Annotated in this window: 11 protein-coding genes and 1 pseudogene; 10 read left to right on the top strand and 2 right to left on the bottom strand. The window is 69.8% G+C overall.

All coding sequences use genetic code 11. The features are described 5' to 3' along the window. Both AOK22_RS42495 and AOK22_RS42490 read right to left on the bottom strand, forming a co-directional pair. Positions 1 to 183 (bottom strand): annotated as a pseudogene (locus tag AOK22_RS42495) (ATP-binding protein); the annotation flags it as partial. Between the two features lie 2 nt (positions 184 to 185). Then, positions 186 to 366 (bottom strand): hypothetical protein (locus AOK22_RS42490; protein ID WP_244164689.1); only part of this gene is annotated, 181 nt, incomplete at its 3' end. Between the two features lie 273 nt (positions 367 to 639). Between AOK22_RS42490 and AOK22_RS04075 the strand changes: the two genes are divergently transcribed. The 10 genes from AOK22_RS04075 to AOK22_RS04025 all read left to right on the top strand — a co-directional run. Next, positions 640 to 6,147 (top strand): HAMP domain-containing protein, encoded by a 5,508-nt coding sequence (locus AOK22_RS04075; RefSeq protein ID WP_107101844.1) that lies wholly within the window; start codon positions 640 to 642, stop codon positions 6,145 to 6,147. 244 nt (positions 6,148 to 6,391) lie between these two features. Beyond that, positions 6,392 to 7,075, top strand: a complete 684-nt coding sequence (locus AOK22_RS04070; protein WP_055697152.1) for a response regulator — start codon at positions 6,392 to 6,394, stop codon at positions 7,073 to 7,075. 146 nt (positions 7,076 to 7,221) lie between these two features. Further along, positions 7,222 to 10,005 carry a DNA translocase FtsK gene (locus AOK22_RS04060; RefSeq protein WP_107101843.1) on the top strand — a complete coding sequence of 928 codons (2,784 nt, stop codon included), beginning with the start codon at positions 7,222 to 7,224 and terminating at the stop codon, positions 10,003 to 10,005. A 212-nt stretch (positions 10,006 to 10,217) separates the two neighbouring features. Beyond that, positions 10,218 to 11,099 (top strand): helix-turn-helix domain-containing protein, encoded by an 882-nt coding sequence (locus AOK22_RS04055; RefSeq protein ID WP_055697150.1) that lies wholly within the window; start codon positions 10,218 to 10,220, stop codon positions 11,097 to 11,099. 139 nt (positions 11,100 to 11,238) lie between these two features. Continuing rightward, positions 11,239 to 12,714 (top strand): 30S ribosomal protein S12 methylthiotransferase RimO, encoded by a 1,476-nt coding sequence (gene rimO, locus AOK22_RS04050; RefSeq protein WP_055697149.1) that lies wholly within the window; start codon positions 11,239 to 11,241, stop codon positions 12,712 to 12,714. Then, a complete protein-coding gene (gene pgsA, locus AOK22_RS04045) occupies positions 12,711 to 13,403 on the top strand; it encodes a CDP-diacylglycerol--glycerol-3-phosphate 3-phosphatidyltransferase (RefSeq protein ID WP_055697148.1) in 693 nt (230 codons plus the stop codon). Before rimO ends, pgsA begins: the two co-directional genes overlap by 4 nt. After that, the gene (locus tag AOK22_RS04040) at positions 13,400 to 13,981 is read left to right on the top strand and encodes a CinA family protein (protein ID WP_237773548.1); all 582 of its coding nucleotides are present in this window, start codon (positions 13,400 to 13,402) and stop codon (positions 13,979 to 13,981) included. Before pgsA ends, AOK22_RS04040 begins: the two co-directional genes overlap by 4 nt. A gap of 109 nt (positions 13,982 to 14,090) precedes the next feature. Next, positions 14,091 to 14,465 (top strand): helix-turn-helix domain-containing protein, encoded by a 375-nt coding sequence (locus tag AOK22_RS04035; protein ID WP_055529762.1) that lies wholly within the window; start codon positions 14,091 to 14,093, stop codon positions 14,463 to 14,465. 245 nt (positions 14,466 to 14,710) lie between these two features. Beyond that, entirely contained in the window at positions 14,711 to 15,181 is a 471-nt protein-coding gene (locus AOK22_RS04030) for a Dps family protein (protein WP_055697147.1), read from the top strand. Between the two features lie 218 nt (positions 15,182 to 15,399). Beyond that, the coding region (locus AOK22_RS04025; RefSeq protein ID WP_425263996.1) for a hypothetical protein at positions 15,400 to 15,623 on the top strand (224 nt) is incomplete at its 3' end.

Below are 15,623 nucleotides of genomic sequence, written 5' to 3'. Positions count from 1 at the left end.
GAGGGCCGCGCAGAGCTGGAGGCCGCGGCCGCCCTCGCGGTCGGGGCTGCCCATGTTGACGGGGGACTGCTGGAGCGGGATCTCGCGTTCCGGATAGTGGTCGGCGACCTGGATGCGGACGGCGTCCTCGCTGCGCAGGCACTCGACGTCGGCGGCCGTGCCGGCGTGCACGACGGCGTTGGTNNCGTCGTCGACGACGTCCGAGAACCCCCAGCCCTGGAGGGTGTCGCGCACAAAGGAGCGGGCCGTCGCGACGGAACGCCCGACGGGGTCGAAGGTGGCAGCCGCACGCGCGGTGATCACAGCACTCCTCGTACGAGTATCGACAGTGTCGACTGTATCGACGCCCAGTTCTCCCCAACCCATGGTGCGGCCGCCCCTCCGATGCCCGCTTGTTCGTGTACCAACGCCCTGGCCGGGCAGGACCGGGGTGGTTGGACAGCCGGATGCAAGGTTACTTACCTTCGCCGTCCATGCTGATGCCGGTCGTCAGTGTTTCCGCCCGGAGGGTGTGCGGACGGTGTGCGAAGCTGCCGAACTGTTATGGCCTGGTTCAGCCATGGTGAAACACTGGGCAAGCTTCTTGGAGAGCCCAGAACAACCCGAGCAGTACCGGTCGACCCTTGCGGGAGGGACACAGTGGAGTCTGGCGCAGCGACGCGGGGCACTAAGACGCGCGCGAAAGACGGACAGTCCCTGAACAAACAGCGCAAACCGCGCAACGGGACGACCGCGTCGGTGGACGCCGCGGCGCTGAACAGGCTGCTCGCGGCGCTGGTCGCGATGCGCGACGGCAATTTCCGCAAGCGGCTCACGGTCTCCGGCGACGACGTCATGTCGGAGATCGCCGCCGTCTTCAACGAGGTCGCCGACCGCAATCTGCACCTGACCGGCGAGCTGTCGCGGGTGCGGCGCATGGTCGGACGTGAGGGAAAACTCACGGAACGGCTGGAGGGCGGCGCGAGCGAGGGCTCGTGGGCGGCGGCGATCGACGCGTCGAACGCGCTCGTCGACGATCTTGTACGTCCCGTCAGCGAGGTCGGCCGGGTGCTGTCCGCGGTCGCGGACGGTGACCTGGAACAGCGCATGGAACTGCGCGCGCCGGGGGCGGACGGGAACGGCCATCCGCTGCGCGGCGAGTTCCTGAAGGTCGGGCGGACGGTCAACAACCTCGTCGACCAGCTCTCCACCTTCACCGACGAGGTCACGCGCGTGGCCAGTGAGGTCGGCACCGAGGGCAAGCTCGGCGGGCAGGCCAGGGTGCGCGGGATGTCCGGGTCGTGGAAGGACCTCACGGACTCCGTGAACACCATGGCGTATCGACTGACCGCGCAGGTGCGCGACATCGCGCTGGTGACGACGGCCGTGGCGAAGGGCGACCTGTCGCGGAAGGTCACCGTCCATGTCGCCGGCGAGATGCTGGAGTTGAAGAACACCGTCAACACGATGGTGGACCAGCTCTCGTCGTTCTCCTCCGAAGTGACACGGGTGGCGCGCGAGGTCGGCACGGAGGGCGAGCTCGGGGGCCAGGCGCAGGTGCCCGGTGTCGCGGGCGTGTGGAAGGACCTCACCGACTCGGTGAACCTCATGGCGGGCAACCTCACCGCGCAGGTGCGGGGGATCGCGGAGGTCACGACGGCGGTCGCCAACGGCGATCTGTCGCGGAAGGTCACGGTGAGCGCGCGCGGCGAGGTCGCCCAGCTCGCCGAGACGATCAACCAGATGACCGAGACGCTGCGTACGTTCGCGGACGAGGTCACCCGCGTGGCGAACGAGGTCGGCGCCGAGGGGCAGCTCGGCGGTCAGGCCAACGTGCCGGGCGCGGCCGGCACCTGGAAGGACCTGACCGACTCGGTCAACACGGTCTTCCGCAACCTCACCACGCAGGTGCGGGACATCGCGCAGGTGACGACGGCGGTGGCGAACGGCGACCTGTCGCAGAAGGTCACGGTCGACGTCGCGGGCGAGATGCTCGAACTGAAGAACACCGTGAACACGATGGTCGACCAGCTCTCCGCCTTCGGTGCCGAAGTGACGCGTGTGGCGCGGGAGATCGGTGTCGAGGGTGAGCTCGGCGGCCAGGCGCAGGTGCAGGGCGCGGCCGGTACGTGGAAGGACCTGACGGACTCCGTCAACACCGCCTTCCGCAACCTCACGGGGCAGGTCCGCAACATCGCGCAGGTGACGACGGCGGTGGCGAACGGCGACCTCTCCCAGAAGGTCGCCGTCGACGTGTCCGGCGAGATGCTCCAGCTGAAGAACACCGTGAACACGATGGTGGACCAGCTGTCGTCGTTCGCCGACCAGGTCACGCGGATGGCCCGCGATGTGGGCACCGAGGGGCGCCTGGGCGGCCAGGCGCGCGTGGACGGCGTGAGCGGCACGTGGAAGGACCTGACGGACTCCGTCAACTTCATGGCCGGGAACCTGACGTCGCAGGTGCGCCAGATCGCGCAGGTGACCACCGCCGTGGCGCGCGGTGACCTCTCCCAGAAGATCGAGGTCGACGCGCGCGGCGAGATCCTGGAGCTGAAGAACACCATCAACACGATGGTCGACCAGCTCTCCGCGTTCGCCGACCAGGTGACCCGGGTGGCCCGTGAGGTGGGCACCGAGGGGCGCCTGGGCGGTCAGGCGCAGGTGCCCGGCGTGGCCGGCGTGTGGCGCGACCTGACGGACTCGGTGAACGGCATGGCCGGCAACCTCACCGCGCAGGTGCGCAACATCGCGCAGGTCGCCACGGCGGTGGCGCGCGGTGACCTGTCGCAGAAGATCGACGTGGACGCGCGCGGCGAGATCCTGGAGCTGAAGAACACCCTGAACACGATGGTGGACCAGCTGTCCGCCTTCGCCGAGCAGGTCACGCGGGTCTCCCGCGAGGTGGGTACGGACGGCATCCTCGGCGGCCAGGCCGAGGTCCAGGGCGTCTCGGGCACCTGGAAGGACCTCACGCAGTCCGTGAACGGCATGGCGAACAACCTCACCCTTCAGGTGCGGAACATCGCCGAGGTCACCACGGCCGTCGCCATGGGCGACCTCTCCAAGAAGATCACCGTCGACGCGAAGGGCGAGATCCTCGAACTCGTCACGACCGTCAACACGATGGTGGACCAGCTGTCGTCGTTCGCCGAGCAGGTCACGCGCGTGGCCCGTGAGGTGGGCACGGAAGGACAGCTGGGCGGTCAGGCGCGGGTGCCGGGTGTCACGGGCATCTGGAAGGACCTGAGCGACAACGTCAACCTGATGGCCAACAACCTGACCAGCCAGGTGCGGAACATCTCGCAGGTCTCGGCGGCGGTCGCCAACGGCGACCTCACCAAGAAGGTCACGGTCGAGGCGCGCGGCGAGGTCGCGCAGCTCGCCGACACGGTCAACACGATGGTGACGACGCTGAGTTCGTTCGCCGACGAGGTCACGCGCGTGGCCCGCGAGGTGGGCACGGACGGCATCCTGGGCGGCCAGGCGCGCGTGCCGGGCGTCTCCGGTACGTGGAAGGACCTCACCGAGTCCGTGAACTCGATGGCGTCCAACCTGACCGGGCAGGTCCGCAACATCGCGATGGTCACCACCGCGATCGCCAAGGGTGATCTGACCAAGAAGATCGACATCGACGCCCGGGGCGAGATCCTGGAGCTCAAGACGACCATCAACACGATGGTCGACCAGCTGTCGTCCTTCGCCGAGCAGGTCACCCGGGTCGCCCGCGAGGTGGGCACCGAGGGGCAGCTGGGCGGGCAGGCGCGGGTGCGGGACGTCGACGGCACCTGGCGCGACCTGACCGAGTCCGTGAACGAGATGGCAGGGAACCTCACCCGTCAGGTGCGCGCCATCGCGAAGGTCGCCACGGCGGTGACGCGCGGTGACCTCAACCTCAAGATCGAGGTCGACGCGGCGGGCGAGATCCAGGTCCTCCAGGACAACATCAACACGATGATCGCGAACCTCCGCGACACCACCCTCGCCAACAAGGAACAGGACTGGCTCAAGGGCAACCTCGCGCGGATCTCCGGCCTGATGCAGGGCCGCCGCGACCTGGAGGACGTCGCCTCGCTGATCATGAGCGAGCTGACGCCGGTCGTCTCCGCGCAGCACGGCGCGTTCTTCCTGGCGATGCCCACGGACGACGGCAAGGACCTCGGGGGCGACCACGAGGACGCGTACGAGCTGCGGATGCTCGGCAGTTACGGCTACTCCATGGGGTCCATGCCGACGTCGTTCCGGCCCGGCGAGACCCTCATCGGCACGGCGGCCAAGGAGCGGCGCACGATCCTCGTGGAGAACGCGCCCTCCGGTTATCTGCGGATCGCCTCCGGCCTCGGCGAGGCGCCGCCCGCGCAGGTCATCGTGTTGCCGGTGCTCTTCGAAGGGACCGTACTCGGCGTGATCGAGCTGGCGGCCTTCCAGCCGTTCACGCAGATCCAGAAGGACTTCCTCAGCCAGATCGCCGAGATGATCGCGACGAGCGTCAACACCATCAGCGTCAACACGAAGACCGAGGTGCTGCTCAAGCAGTCGCAGGAGCTGACCGAGCAACTGCGCGAGCGCTCGGCCGAGTTGGAGAACCGGCAGAAGGCGCTGCAGGACTCGAACGCGGAGCTGGAGGAGAAGGCCGAGCTGCTGGCCCAGCAGAACCGCGACATCGAGGTCAAGAACACCGAGATCGAGGAGGCCAGGCAGGTCCTTGAGGAGCGCGCCGAGCAGCTCGCGGTGTCGATGCGCTACAAGTCCGAGTTCCTGGCGAACATGTCGCACGAGCTGCGGACGCCGCTCAACTCCCTGCTGATCCTGGCCAAGTTGCTCGCCGACAACGCCGACGCGAACCTCACCCCCAAGCAGGTCGAGTTCGCCGAGACGATCCACGGCGCGGGCTCGGACCTGCTCCAGCTGATCAACGACATCCTCGACCTGTCGAAGGTCGAGGCGGGCAAGATGGACGTCTCCCCGACGCGCATCGCCCTGGTCCAACTCGTCGACTACGTAGAGGCCACTTTCCGCCCGCTGACCGCGGAGAAGGGGCTCGATTTCTCCGTACGCGTCTCCCCGGAGCTGCCCGCGACGCTGCACACGGACGAGCAGCGCCTTCTCCAGGTGCTGCGCAACCTCCTGTCGAACGCGGTGAAGTTCACCGACTCCGGAGCGGTCGAGCTGGTCATCCGGCACGCCAACAACGACGTGCCCGACGCGATCCGCGAGCAGCTCCTGGAGGCGGGCTCGCTGCGCGACGCGGACGCCGACCTGATCGCGTTCTCGGTGACGGACACCGGCATCGGTATCGCGGCCAGCAAGATGCGGGTCATCTTCGAGGCGTTCAAGCAGGCCGACGGCACGACCAGCAGGAAGTACGGCGGCACCGGTCTCGGTCTCTCCATCAGCCGGGAGATCGCGCGGCTGCTGGGCGGTGAGATCCACGCGCAGAGCGAGCCGGGCCGCGGCTCGACCTTCACGCTCTATTTGCCGCTGCACCCGAGCGAACTGCCGCCCCAGGGCTATCCGCAGCTCGCCCCGGCTTCCGCGGCCCCGGAACTGCCCCCACTGGAGGAGGGGCCGGCGACCGAGGCCCCGGAGGCGTCCGAGGGCGCCCCGGAGCGCTCCGAGGGGCCGAGCGGGCCCGCCGCGCTGTTCCGGCGCCGTCGTCGGGGCGTGCAGCCCGCCCCGGAGCTGCCGCCCGCGCTGCCGGTGCAGCCGGCGTCCGGCTCCCAGGAGCCGCGGCCGCAGGAGCAGTGGCCCACCCCGGTCCGGGAGACGCCGACCGGGCGGCCCGGCATCCACTTCGGCGGCGAGAAGGTCCTCATCGTCGACGACGACATCCGCAACGTCTTCGCGCTCACCAGCGTCCTGGAGCAGCACGGCCTCGCGGTGCTGTACGCGGAGAACGGCCGGGAGGGCATCGAGGTACTCGAACAGCACGACGACGTGACGGTCGTTCTGATGGACATCATGATGCCGGAGATGGACGGGTACGCGACGACGACGGCGATCCGCAGGATGCCGCAGTTCGCCGGGCTCCCGATCATCGCGCTGACCGCGAAGGCGATGAAGGGCGACCGGGAGAAGGCGATCGACTCCGGGGCTTCCGATTACGTGACGAAGCCGGTCGACCCGGATCACCTGTTGTCGGTGATGGAACAGTGGATGCGCGCACAGTGACCGAGAACCGGCTTCGTCACACGGAGTTGCTGACAGAGTGTGGCCGGGGCCGTGTAGAACGGCGGTATTCGGGGAACCTTCTGGTCTCCCACCGCGTTTCTGCTACGTGCACAGTGACATCGCGGTGACAGGGTGTGGCGACAGGCGGGGTGCGGCTACCATGACCGGCACAAGGACGGGCGGCGCAAGGGAGTCGTCCCCTGGGGCGGCGCCCGGTGTACCGCCGGGGCGAGGAGGGCGGGCCATGGTGCAGAAGGCCAAGATCCTCCTGGTCGATGACCGGCCGGAGAATCTGCTGGCGCTGGAGGCCATCCTCTCTGCGCTCGATCAGACACTGGTGCGGGCATCGTCCGGGGAGGAAGCGCTCAAAGCACTACTCACGGACGACTTCGCGGTCATTCTGCTGGACGTCCAGATGCCGGGAATGGACGGTTTCGAAACCGCAGCGCACATCAAGCGGCGGGAGCGGACCCGGGACATCCCGATCATCTTCCTCACCGCCATCAATCACGGGCCGCATCACACCTTCCGCGGCTATGCCGCGGGCGCGGTGGACTACATCTCGAAGCCGTTCGACCCGTGGGTGCTGCGCGCGAAGGTCTCGGTGTTCGTCGAGCTGTACATGAAGAACTGCCAACTGCGGGAGCAGGCAGCTCTGCTGCGTCTCCAGCTGGAGGGCGGCGGCAAGGTCGCGGCGGGCGACGCGAAGGAGCCCGCGGGGCTGCTCGCCGAGCTCTCGGCCCGGCTCGCGGCCGTCGAGGAGCAGGCCGAGGCGCTCTCCAAGCAGCTCGACGACGAGTCGGCGGATGCCGCCGCGGTGGCCACCGCGGCCCATCTCGAACGCAAACTCACCGGGCTGCGGCGGGCTCTTGACGCCCTGGAGCCGGGCACCGGAAGCGGTGCTCCCTCGGTGCCCTCGCAGAACTGACGGGGCACCAGGCGTCACCGAGGGTGCGTCGTGGCGCGGCGGTGCGGTGAATTCCCGTCAGTTCACCGTCTCCGCAAGGGCGACACAAACGGGTGAAGCAGTGGGCACACGTGTCCGCAGTGGTCCGCGAAGGTAACCTCACACCCATGGCCTCACGTCAGTCCGCAGCCAAGAAGACGCCCGCGAAGAAGGCGGCCGCGCCGACCAAGGCTCCGGCGAAGAAGGCCGCCGCCAAGCCGCCCGCGAAGAAAACCGCGGCAAAGAAGGCGCCCGCCAAGAAGGCACCGGCCAAGAAGGCCGCGGCGAAGAAGCCCGCACCCAAGCCGGCGCCCAGTCCCACCGGGGGCGTGTACCGCCTCGTGCGCGCCGTCTGGCTCGGCATCGCGCACACCGTCGGCGCCATGTTCCGCGGCATAGGGCGCGGCGCGAAGGGCCTCGACCCGGCGCACCGCAAGGACGGCCTCGCGCTCCTGCTGCTCGGCGTCGCGCTGATCGTGGCCGCGGGCACCTGGTCGAATCTGCGCGGCCCGGTCGGCGACCTCGTCGAGGTCCTGGTGACCGGCGCGTTCGGCCGGCTCGACCTCCTCGTGCCGCTCCTGCTCGGTGCCATCGGCGTACGCCTCATCCGGCACCCGGAGAAGCCCGAGGCGAACGGCCGCATCGTGATCGGGCTCTCCGCCCTGGTCGTCGGCATCCTCGGGCAGGTGCACGTCGCGTGCGGATCGCCGGCCCGCAGTGACGGCATGCAGGCGATAAGGGACGCCGGCGGCCTGATCGGCTGGGGCGCCTCCACGCCCCTGATCTTCACCATGGGCGAGATCCTCGCGGTGCCGCTCCTGGTGCTGCTCACCGTCTTCGGGCTGCTCGTCGTCACGGCGACGCCCGTCAACGCCATCCCGCAGCGGCTGCGGCTCCTCGGCACCCGGCTCGGCGTGATCCAGCCCGAGCCCGAGGCCGACGCGTACACGGACGACGACGAGCGCTACGACGAGCAGTGGCGCGAGGCCCTGCCCGCGCGGTCCTCGCGCCGGCGCACGGCCGCCCCCGCCGAGTACGCCCCCGACCAGGCCGAGGAGGAGGCGCTCTCCAAGCGCCGCAGGCCGCGCAGGGCCTCCGTGCAGCCGGACATGGACCGGCCGATGGACGCCGTGGACGTGGCCGCCGCCGCGGCCGCCGCGCTGGACGGCGCCGTGCTGCACGGCATGCCGCCCTCGCCGCTGGTCGCCGATCTGACGCAGGGCGTCGCGGGGGAGCGGGAGGAGCGCGAACGGCGCGAGGAACAGGACCGTGCGGCCCCTGTACCGACCGCGCGCGCCACGGACGCGCCGGTGCCCGGCAAGCTCAGGAAGAAGCCGGAGGCGCCCTCTGACGGCCTCGTGCCGGACCTCACCAAGGCCGCGCCCGACGCGCACCGCGAGCTGCCGCCGCGCGCCGAGCAGCTGCAGCTCGCCGGTGACATCACGTACGCGCTGCCCTCGCTCGACCTCCTGGAGCGCGGCGGCCCCGGCAAGTCCCGCAGCGCCGCGAACGACGCGGTCGTGGACTCGCTGTCGAACGTCTTTACGGAATTCAAGGTCGACGCCGTCGTCACCGGCTTCACGCGCGGCCCGACGGTCACGCGGTACGAGATCGAGCTCGGCCCCGCCGTGAAGGTCGAGAAGATCACGGCGCTGGCCAAGAACATCGCGTACGCGGTCGCGTCCCCGGACGTGCGGATCATCTCGCCGATCCCCGGCAAGTCCGCGGTCGGCATCGAGATCCCGAACACCGACCGCGAGATGGTCAACGTGGGCGACGTGCTCCGTCTGGCGGACGCGGCCGAGGACGACCACCCCATGCTGGTCGCGCTCGGCAAGGACGTCGAGGGCGGCTACGTCATGGCCAACATGGCCAAGATGCCGCACATCCTGGTCGCCGGAGCCACCGGTTCCGGCAAGTCGTCCTGCATCAACTGCCTGATCACCTCGATCATGATAAGAGCGACGCCCGAGGACGTACGGATGGTCCTCGTGGACCCCAAGCGCGTCGAGCTCACCGCGTACGAGGGCATCCCGCACCTGATCACGCCGATCATCACCAACCCCAAGAAGGCCGCCGAGGCCCTCCAGTGGGTCGTACGCGAGATGGACCTGCGCTACGACGACCTCGCGGCGTTCGGGTACCGCCACATCGACGACTTCAACCAGGCCGTGCGCGACGGCAAGCTCAAGACGCCCGAGGGCAGCGAGCGCGAGCTGCAGCCCTATCCGTATCTGCTGGTGATCGTCGACGAGCTCGCCGACCTGATGATGGTCGCGCCGCGCGACGTCGAGGACTCGATCGTGCGCATCACGCAGCTCGCGCGCGCCGCCGGCATCCACCTGGTGCTCGCCACGCAGCGGCCCTCCGTGGACGTCGTGACCGGTCTGATCAAGGCGAACGTGCCGTCCCGGCTCGCCTTCGCGACCTCCTCGCTCGCCGACAGCCGCGTCATCCTCGACCAGCCGGGCGCCGAGAAGCTCATCGGAAAGGGTGACGGTCTGTTCCTGCCGATGGGCGCGAACAAGCCCACCCGTATGCAGGGCGCCTTCGTCACCGAGGACGAGATCCACGCCGTGGTCCAGCACTGCAAGGACCAGATGGCCCCCGTCTTCCGCGACGACGTCACCGTCGGCACCAAGCAGAAGAAGGAGATCGACGAGGACATCGGCGACGACCTCGACCTGCTGTGCCAGGCCGCCGAGCTGGTGGTCTCCACCCAGTTCGGGTCGACGTCCATGCTCCAGCGCAAGCTGCGCGTCGGCTTCGCCAAGGCCGGACGCCTGATGGACCTGATGGAATCCCGCTCCATCGTCGGGCCCAGCGAAGGCTCAAAGGCTCGTGACGTTCTTGTGAAACCTGACGAGCTGGACGGCGTGCTCGCCGTGATCCGCGGGGAGGCTCACCCCTGAGGGCGGGGCAGGCTCACTCGTAAGGGATCGCCGGGCAACCGTTTCCCTTCGGCGTACGTCAAGTTGAGGGGGACGACAGCGCGATGTCCCACCATCGGGATGTCCGGCCATTCTGATGGCGTACAAAGTCCGTCCGCCCGGTTGCCCCACCCTTTCAGGACCCCCCTAAACTGAACCTCCGGCAGGTGGCTACACGCTCGAAAGGCGCCCCCGTGTCCATCGGCAACTCCCCTGAAGACGACCGACCTTCAGACGACCGCCTCGACCGCCCCGCGGACGAAAGCCCGGCAGGCGAACGACGGGCCGACGACCGGCCCTCGATCGGCCGTGTCCTGCAGCAGGCGCGCATCGACGCCGGCCTGACCGTCGACGAAGTCAGCACGTCCACCCGGGTGCGCATCCCCATCGTGCACGCGATCGAACAGGACGACTTCTCGCGGTGCGGCGGCGACGTGTACGCCCGCGGCCACATCAGGACGCTGGCGCGCGCGGTGGGGATCGATCCCGCCCCGCTCCTCGCGCAGTACGACGAGGGCCACGGCGGGCACCCGCCCCAGCCCACGCCGGCGGCGCCGCTCTTCGAGGCCGAGCGCATCCGCTCCGAACCGCGCCGTCCGAACTGGACCGCGGCCATGGTCGCCGCGATCGTCGCGGTGATCGGCTTCGTCGGCTTCACCGCGTTCGGCGGCGGGGACGACGACGGCGACGGCTCCAAGTCGGTCGCCGAGGGCTCCACGCCCGCCAGCACCAAGCCCGCCGACAAGCCGAAGCCCCACAAGCCCGCCGACCCGAAGCCCGACCCGTCGGACAGTGCCATCGCCGGTGTCCCGCGCGACAAGGTCACCGTGAAGGTCGACGCCGCGGACGGCCGCAGCTGGATCTCCGCCAAGGACCACAGCGGGCGCACCCTCTTCGACGGCGTCCTGGAACAGGGACAGGCCAAGACCTTCCAGGACAAGCAGAAGGTCGACCTCGTCCTCGGGGACGCCGGCGCGATCGAGCTGTACGTGAACGGCAAGCACGTCGAGAACGAATTCGAACCCGGTCAGGTCGAGCGTCTGTCGTACACGAAGGGCGACCCGGAGGCCGGCTGACGGGACCCCTCGCGGGGCGACGACCTGCGGCGCCGTACCGCGGGCGGTGACGTCCGGGTGACGGGACGGCGGCGGGCGCCCGACCGCCGGGCAACCCTGGCGGCGGGGGCCGAGGCAGGGACGAAGTAGTCTTGAGAGCATGCCCGAACGCCGCACCGTCGCCCTTGTCACTCTTGGCTGCGCCCGTAACGAGGTGGACTCGGAGGAGCTCGCAGGCCGCTTGGAGGCGGACGGCTGGCAGCTCGTCGAGGACGCCGAGGACGCGGACGTCGCCGTCGTCAACACCTGCGGCTTCGTCGAAGCCGCCAAGAAGGACTCCGTCGACGCCCTCCTCGAAGCCAATGACCTGAAGGGTCACGGCAAGACCCAGGCCGTCGTCGCGGTCGGCTGCATGGCCGAGCGGTACGGCAAGGAACTGGCCGACGCGCTGCCCGAGGCCGACGGCGTGCTCGGGTTCGACGACTACGCGGACATCTCCACCCGCCTGCAGACCATCCTGAGCGGCGGCAGCGTCGAGGCCCACACCCCGCGTGACCGGCGCAAGCTGCTGCCGATCAGCCCGGCCGAGCGCCAGGACGCCGGCGCCGGGATCGCCCTGCCCGGCCACGCCCCCGCGACCGAGGCCCCCGCCGACCTGCCCGACGGCGTCGCGCCCGCCTCCGGGCCGCGTGCCCCGCTGCGCAGGCGGCTCGGCACCAACCCCGTCGCCTCCGTGAAGCTGGCCTCCGGCTGCGACCGGCGCTGCTCCTTCTGCGCCATCCCCTCCTTCCGCGGCTCGTTCATCTCGCGCCGCCCCTCCGACGTCCTCGGCGAGACCCGCTGGCTCGCCGAGCAGGGCGTCAAGGAGGTCATGCTCGTCTCCGAGAACAACACCTCGTACGGCAAGGACCTCGGCGACATCCGCCTCCTGGAGACGCTGCTGCCCGAGCTGGCCGCCGTCGACGGGATCGAGCGGGTACGCGTCAGCTATCTGCAGCCCGCCGAGATGCGGCCCGGCCTCATCGACGTCCTCACGTCGACGGAGAAGGTCGCGCCCTACTTCGACCTGTCCTTCCAGCACTCCGCGCCCGGCGTGCTGCGCGCCATGCGGCGCTTCGGCGACACCGACCGCTTCCTTGAGCTCCTGGAGACCATCCGGTCCAAGGCGCCCCAGGCCGGTGTCCGGTCCAACTTCATCGTGGGCTTCCCCGGCGAGAGCGAGGCGGACCTCGCCGAGCTGGAGCGGTTCCTGACCGGCGCCCGACTGGACGCCATCGGCGTGTTCGGCTACTCCGACGAGGAGGGCACCGAAGCGGCGACGTACAGCGAGAAGCTCGACCAGGACGTCGTCGACGAGCGCCTCGCGCACATCGCGCGCCTGGCCGAGGACCTCACCTCGCAGCGCGCCGAGGAGCGTATCGGCGAGACCGTCGAGGTCCTCGTCGAGTCCCTCGACGAGGAGGAGGGGCCGCTCGGCAGAGCGGCGCACCAGGCCCCCGAGACGGACGGCCAGATCCGCTTGACGGGTGCCACCGGTGGGGACGCCCTGCAGGTCGGTCGTATGGTCGAGGCAAAGGTGGTCGGCGCGGAGGGCGTGGACTTGGTGGCTGAGTGTCCAGAGGAGGCCGGCAGATGACCGGAGTCCCGGCATCCGCGTCAGGCGGCTCCGGCGCGCACGGCGCTCAGCCGGTGCGTGGCGGAAAGCTGGGTGCTGCGGCCGTCAATCAGGCCAGTCTGTGGAACGTGGCCAATCTGCTGACCATGGTCCGGCTGCTGCTCGTGCCCGGGTTCGTGGCGCTGCTGCTGGCCGACGGCGGATACGACCCGGCCTGGCGCTCGCTGGCCTGGGCGGCCTTCGCCATCGCCATGATCACCGACCTCTTCGACGGGCACCTGGCCCGCACGTACAACCTGGTCACGGACTTCGGCAAGATCGCCGACCCCATCGCCGACAAGGCGATCATGGGGTCCGCGCTGATCTGCCTGTCCTGGCTCGGCGACCTGCCCTGGTGGGTGACCTGCGTGATTCTCGGCCGCGAGCTCGGCATCACGCTGCTGCGGTTCTGGGTGATCCGTTACGGCGTGATTCCGGCCAGTCGCGGCGGCAAGATGAAGACGCTCGCGCAGGGCACGGCGGTCGGGATGTACGTTCTGGCGCTGACGGGGCCGCTCGCGACCCTGCGGTTCTGGGTGATGGCGGTCGCCGTCGTGCTGACCGTGGTGACCGGTCTCGACTATGTGAGGCAGGCCGTCGTGCTGCGCAGGCAGGGCATGGCCGAGGAGCGCGCGGCGGCCGAGGAGTCCGCCCGGGAGGCCGCGAAGTGACGTCCGCCGGAGTGTCGGCATCCGCCGTGTCCGCGAGCAGGCTGCTGCGCCTGCTCGCCGCGCGCGGGGAGACGCTGGCCGTCGCGGAGTCGCTGACCGGCGGTCTGGTGGCCGCCGAGATCACGGCGGTGTCCGGGGCGTCGAAGGTCTTCCGGGGGTCCGTGACCGCGTACGCCACCGATCTCAAGCGGAGCGTGCTGGGCGTCGACGGCACTCTGCTGGACGAGCGCGGGGCCGTGGATCCCGAGGTCGCCCGGCAGATGGCGGTGGGCGTCCGCAAGGCGCTCGGCGCGGACTGGGGGCTCGCGACCACCGGCGTCGCCGGGCCCGATCCGCAGGACGGCCAGGCCGTCGGGACCGTGTACGTGGCGGTCGCGGGGCCGGATGTCGAAAGCATGCACGGTTACGCCTACGGCGGAGCCGACGGGAAAGTGTCCGCCCTGCGGTTGAACGGTGACCGTTCGGAAATCCGTATGGAGAGTGTACGGAGCGTGCTCACCTTGCTCCTCGAGCAGCTCTCCGGCGAACGTGCCGAGAATGGGCGGGCACAGGATACGGAACAGAACGGGGGGAATTGATGTTTGCAGCCCTGAGTGAACACGACATCGCTCCCCGCACGGCCGCCGCGCGAGGCGGTACGGTGGGGCGTGAAGGATGCGGCTACGCGGTCCGAGGAGGGAGCCACCGATGATTCTGCTCCGTCGCCTGCTGGGTGACGTGCTGCGTCGGCAGCGCCAGCGCCAGGGCCGTACTCTGCGCGAAGTCTCCTCGTCCGCCCGAGTCTCGCTCGGCTATCTCTCCGAGGTGGAGCGGGGGCAGAAGGAGGCTTCCTCCGAGCTGCTTTCCGCGATCTGCGACGCGCTTGACGTACGGATGTCCGAGCTCATGCGTGAAGTGAGCGATGAACTGTCGCTCGCCGAGCTGGCTGAGTCTGCAGCGGTCACGGAACCGGTGCGCGCACCGGTTCGCCCGATGCTCAATTCCGTCTCCGTGGCCGGCGTGCCACCGGAACGGGTCACGATCAAGGCACCTGCGGAGGCGGTCGACGTCGTCGCGGCGTGACGCCGTGCCGCGCCCGCTCCGGCGGGCCGTGCGGTACTGAGCTGCGCTCTGCTTGAGCATTCAGGTGTGTGGAAGCCCCTGCCGGGTACCCGGCAGGGGCTTCCGTTTTGTCTGGGGCGACCGTTGTCCGAGTCGGTGGCGATGTCGTCCGAGGCGATCCGGAATCCACGAATCGACCTCATTGGTTCATATGTGCCATGGTTGATGAGTATTTCTCGCATTCGCTCGTGAGTTGGAGGAGACACATGTACGTCGTGAAGAGCCCGCTGTCCGACGGGGATCTGAAGACGGTCTCGGAGGCGCTGCAGGGTGCTCTGGTGGACCTGGTCGACCTGTCCCTGGTCGCCAAGCAGATCCACTGGAACGTGGTCGGTCCGCGCTTCCGCTCCGTACACCTTCAGCTCGACGAGGTCGTGGACACGGCCAGGCAGCACTCCGACACCGTGGCGGAGCGCGCCTCCACGCTCGGTGTCTCGCCCGACGGGCGCGCGGCGACCGTCGCGCAGAGCAGCGGCATCGGGAAGGTCTCCGAGGGCTGGGTCAAGGACGCGGACGCGGTGGGGACGCTCGTGGACGCGCTCGGCGCGGTGATCACGCGGATGCGTGAGCGGGTCGAGGCGACCGGCGAGGCGGACCCGGTGAGCCAGGACATCTTCATCGGCATCACGGCCGACCTCGAGAAGCATCACTGGATGTTCCAGGCGGAGAACAGCTGAGCGGCGGCTGAGCTGTCGCCGAGTCCTTGGGGCGAGCCCAGGGCCCCAGGGCCGGCCGGAAGGGCCGAGGGGGCGTGTGGAGCCGCGTGAGGGCGCTGTCGGCGCGGTGGTGTCGCGGTGTGTGCGCCGTGGTGCCTCCGGTGCCGGCGGTGCGCCCTCCCGTGGAGTGAACCCCGGCGTTTAGCGTCGGCCTCGCGTCGGGCGGGAGGTGGCAGCTGGTGGCAGCCGTGAACGGGACGGCCGTGACATGGCGAGTCGTGCGCTGGGTGCCCGCCCTCGTCTTCGGCGCGCTGTGGTGGTGGGGCGTGCTGCGGCTCGCCTTCGCACCCGACGCGGGCGCCTTGGAGGGCGCGGTCGCGGCCGGCGGCTGGGGACTGAGCGTGCTTCCGGTCCACAGTGTGTCGAAGGCGCGGGCGGCCGGTGTGGCCGGGGCGGCCGAGGC

The organism is Streptomyces silaceus, from assembly GCF_001419745.1.
Lineage (GTDB): Bacteria > Actinomycetota > Actinomycetes > Streptomycetales > Streptomycetaceae > Streptomyces > Streptomyces silaceus.
This window is presented reverse-complemented; position numbering and strand designations above follow the sequence as displayed.

Excerpts from the sequence above, each read along its gene's own strand:
- AOK22_RS04070 (WP_055697152.1), top strand. The coding sequence starts at position 6,392 with ATGGTGCAGAAGGCCAAGATCCTCCTGGTCGATGACCGGCCGGAGAAT.
- AOK22_RS04060 (WP_107101843.1), top strand. The coding sequence starts at position 7,222 with ATGGCCTCACGTCAGTCCGCAGCCAAGAAGACGCCCGCGAAGAAGGCG.
- rimO (WP_055697149.1), top strand. The coding sequence starts at position 11,239 with ATGCCCGAACGCCGCACCGTCGCCCTTGTCACTCTTGGCTGCGCCCGT.
- pgsA (WP_055697148.1), top strand. The coding sequence starts at position 12,711 with ATGACCGGAGTCCCGGCATCCGCGTCAGGCGGCTCCGGCGCGCACGGC.
- AOK22_RS04035 (WP_055529762.1), top strand. The coding sequence starts at position 14,091 with ATGATTCTGCTCCGTCGCCTGCTGGGTGACGTGCTGCGTCGGCAGCGC.
- AOK22_RS04030 (WP_055697147.1), top strand. The coding sequence starts at position 14,711 with ATGTACGTCGTGAAGAGCCCGCTGTCCGACGGGGATCTGAAGACGGTC.